3 protein-coding genes, 2 tRNA genes and 1 pseudogene are annotated in these 3106 nt (G+C 58.4%); 5 read left to right on the top strand and 1 reads right to left on the bottom strand.

The genetic code is table 11. The features are described 5' to 3' along the window. From AC1D1X_RS19420 to greB, 5 genes and pseudogenes are all read left to right on the top strand, one after another. Nucleotides 1-506, top strand: a pseudogene (locus tag AC1D1X_RS19420) (heat-inducible transcriptional repressor HrcA); the annotation flags it as partial. A gap of 24 nt (nucleotides 507-530) precedes the next feature. Next, a tRNA-Ile gene (locus tag AC1D1X_RS19415) sits at nucleotides 531-607 on the top strand. Between the two features lie 27 nt (nucleotides 608-634). Further along, nucleotides 635-711: transfer RNA gene (locus AC1D1X_RS19410), tRNA-Arg, on the top strand. Between the two features lie 194 nt (nucleotides 712-905). Next, on the top strand, nucleotides 906-1160 hold the full coding sequence (locus AC1D1X_RS19405; protein ID WP_477698927.1) for a hypothetical protein: 255 nt from the start codon (nucleotides 906-908) through the stop codon (nucleotides 1158-1160). Between the two features lie 44 nt (nucleotides 1161-1204). Next, on the top strand, nucleotides 1205-1771 hold the full coding sequence (greB, locus tag AC1D1X_RS19400) for a transcription elongation factor GreB (RefSeq protein ID WP_477668272.1): 567 nt from the start codon (nucleotides 1205-1207) through the stop codon (nucleotides 1769-1771). Here greB and AC1D1X_RS19395 read toward each other — a convergent pair. Continuing rightward, the coding region (locus tag AC1D1X_RS19395) for a RelA/SpoT family protein (protein WP_477698926.1) at nucleotides 1768-3106 on the bottom strand (1339 nt) is incomplete at its 5' end. The genes greB and AC1D1X_RS19395 overlap by 4 nt on opposite strands.

Raw genomic sequence — 3106 nt, 5'->3', positions numbered from 1 at the left:
TGGTTGAAGCGGCCAATTTCCTCAATTCACATTACGCTGGCATGGCGATTGAAGAGGTAAGAGAGCGCCTGAAGAACGAGGTGGAAGCCCTTCGCGGTGAAATCGCCACGTTGATGCAGGCGGCGGTCAAGGTCAGCTCGGAGGCCATCGAGTCGCGCGACGAGGTGGTTATTTCCGGCGAACGCAATCTGCTGGCCGTCAGCGACTTTTCCGGTGACATGGGTAACCTGCGCAAGCTTTTTGATCTCTTCGAGCAAAAGGCGCAACTTATGCGGCTCCTCGATGTTTCGAGCCGCGCCGAGGGAGTCCGGATTTACATCGGCGGCGAAAGCCAGGTGATTCCGTATCAGGAACTGTCTGTGGTGACAGCCCCTTATGAAGTCGACGGACAGGTCGTGGGAACCCTGGGCGTGATAGGGCCCATGCGTATGCCTTACGAAAAAATGATCCAAATTGTCGACATCACCTCCAAGCTGGTGAGCACCGCGCTTAGCCATAGCAAGTAGGCCCTTACAATCGATCCCTTGAGTGGGGCGTTAGCTCAGTTGGTTAGAGCAGAGGACTCATAATCCTTTGGTCGAGTGTTCAAGTCACTCACGCCCTACCATTTAAATAAGCTATAATTTGAGGCTTAGCGGCTGTAGCTCAGTTGGATAGAGTACTTGGCTACGAACCAAGGGGTCGTGGGTTCAATTCCTGCCAGCCGCACCACTTTCTTAAGTGATTTCAATAGCTTAGAGGCTCATCCCTCTAGGCTATTTTTCTTTCCGGGGGGCCGCTTTTGGGGTCCTTTTTCATACCGTTGCCATCGCGATAGTGGTTTTCCTGGGACTGGGCGGCGCCGGACGGGCTGTACGTCCAACAAGAGCTCCGCTATTCTGGAAGCCTAATTCCGGAGGAGAAACATGGGATCACTGAATGTCGAGGACCACGGCGAGTGGCTCAGTTTTGGCTTGTCGTACGCGGRCAGCACCATTCCCGTCAGGATTTCGCGCGAGGCGATGGAGGAGTTCTTCGGCGCCGTGCCTGKGCCGGACTCCCTGAAAAAAGCGTATGAACAGGATGCTGAAATGATTCACGCCCGGGCCGCTGATCTGGTCGTGGCGGGTGTGAGCTACACGCCTGAAAATCCCCTCGTGCTGAAAATGGAAGATTTTTAGGTGCATTCACGGCCGGCAGCCATGAATGCTATGGTGGCCGGAGCATGAACAAAGCCTTTACCAAAGAAACCGAGCCGGAGGACGACGAGCCGACGCTCGCACCCCTGCCTGCAGGCGGCAAAAACTACATCACACCACAGGGCTATGAACACCTGCGCAGCGAACTTCTGGACCTGATCGACAGCGAACGTCCCAAAATGGTGGAAATCGTTCATTGGGCTGCCAGCAATGGAGACCGCTCCGAGAACGGCGACTACCACTACGGCAAAAAGCGGCTGCGGGAAATCGACCGGCGAATCCGGTTTTTGACGCAGAGACTGGAAATTGCGGAAATCAGCAACCCGTCGGTGCACCACGGTAGCGACCAGGTTTTTTTCGGCGCGACAGTTGCCTACGCCGATGGCGAAGGAGTCGAGCGAGTCGTGACCATTCTCGGCATTGACGAAGCCAACAGCGCCCAAGGACAAATCAGCTGGATATCACCTGTCGCCAGAGCGCTGCTCAAATCGCGTGTTGGCGATGAAGTAAGTCTCATGACTCCGCAGGGTGTACAGGCGCTCGAGGTACTGAAAGTGGACTATCCCGCACCGGACAAATCGACAGCGGATTAGCCGGACGATTTGGCGCGTTGCACCCGCAGTACGGAAGGTGTGCGCTTCACGCTGCGCAAGGCGGAAGCCAGGTGGATGCGGTCGCGCACGGCCACGCCGAAGCGCAGGTCCGTGGCGTCATGCGAAGGCTCCTGGCCCATGTCGACATGGGTAATGTCCGCCTCGRCACTGGCCAATGCAGCCGCCACTCGCGCCAGGACCCCTTTCCCATTGGAGACGGTGACCAAGAGGTTTGTTTCAAACGTCCGCACAGGCTCGTCGGACCAGTCCACGGCGATAAAACGCTCGCTGTCACGGTGCTGCAGTCGCTTGGCGACAGCGCAGTCATCAGTATGTATCACCAGACYTTCACCGCGGCCCAGGTAGCCCACGATGCCGTCGCCAGGAATCGGGCGGCAACAGGGGGCAAACTGCACGGAGGCGCCTTCACTCCCATCGATCACCAGCGCGCCTTGCGACACAGACTCATGGGCGGTGTAGCGCTCACGGCTCATGAGCAGGGCATTGGGTTTTTCACCGGTTTCGGCAAGCAGGGTGACGATGCGCTTGGCCACCATGCTGGCGATCCGTTTGCCCAGCCCGATGTCGGTTAGCAGATCGGCACGTGACCGGTTGCCGGTAAAACGCAGGATCTTTTCCCAGGTGGCGTGGTGGGCTTCATCGTCGTCGGGGAGGCGTTCGCGTTCGATGCCCTCGGCACGCAGCGCCTGCGCGAGCATTTTTTCGCCCAGGTCTTGCGACTCGGACAGCGCCATGGTTTTCAGGTGGTGGCGTATTTTGGAGCGGGCTTTCCCCGTGCGTACAAATCCCAGCCAGCCGGGGTTGGGGCTGGAGACCGACGCCGTGATGATTTCGATCACGTCGCCGTTATGCAGCTCTGAGCGAAGTGGCACCTGCTCGCCGTTGACTTTGGCCGCCACGGCCCGGTGCCCCACGTCACTGTGAATGGCGTAAGCAAAGTCCACGATGGTCGCGCCGCGCGGCATGGCCATGATCTGGCTTTTCGGCGTGAACACATAGACCGCCTCGGGAAACAGGTCAATCTTGACGTGATCCCAGAACTCGGCCGCATCGCGTGTTTCCTGCTGGATGTCGAGCAGCGATTGCAGCCACTGTGTCCCCAGCCGCTGCGAAGCGTCGCCATCCGGGTCGGTGGCCTTGTAGAGCCAGTGCGCCGCGACCCCGGATTCCGCCACCACATGCATGGCTTCGGTGCGCATCTGGAACTCGATGTTGGTACCGAAGGGGCCAACCAGCGTGGTGTGCAGAGACTGGTAACCGTTGATCTTCGGGATTGCGATGTAGTCCTTGAACTTTCCGGGCAGGGGCTTGTAG

This window comes from Polaromonas sp. P1_G4 (assembly GCF_056405475.1).
Note: the sequence above shows the minus strand (reverse complement) of the source record. Positions and strands in the feature narration are given on the sequence as shown.

Excerpts from the sequence above, each read along its gene's own strand:
- greB (WP_477668272.1), top strand. The coding sequence starts at position 1,205 with ATGAACAAAGCCTTTACCAAAGAAACCGAGCCGGAGGACGACGAGCCG.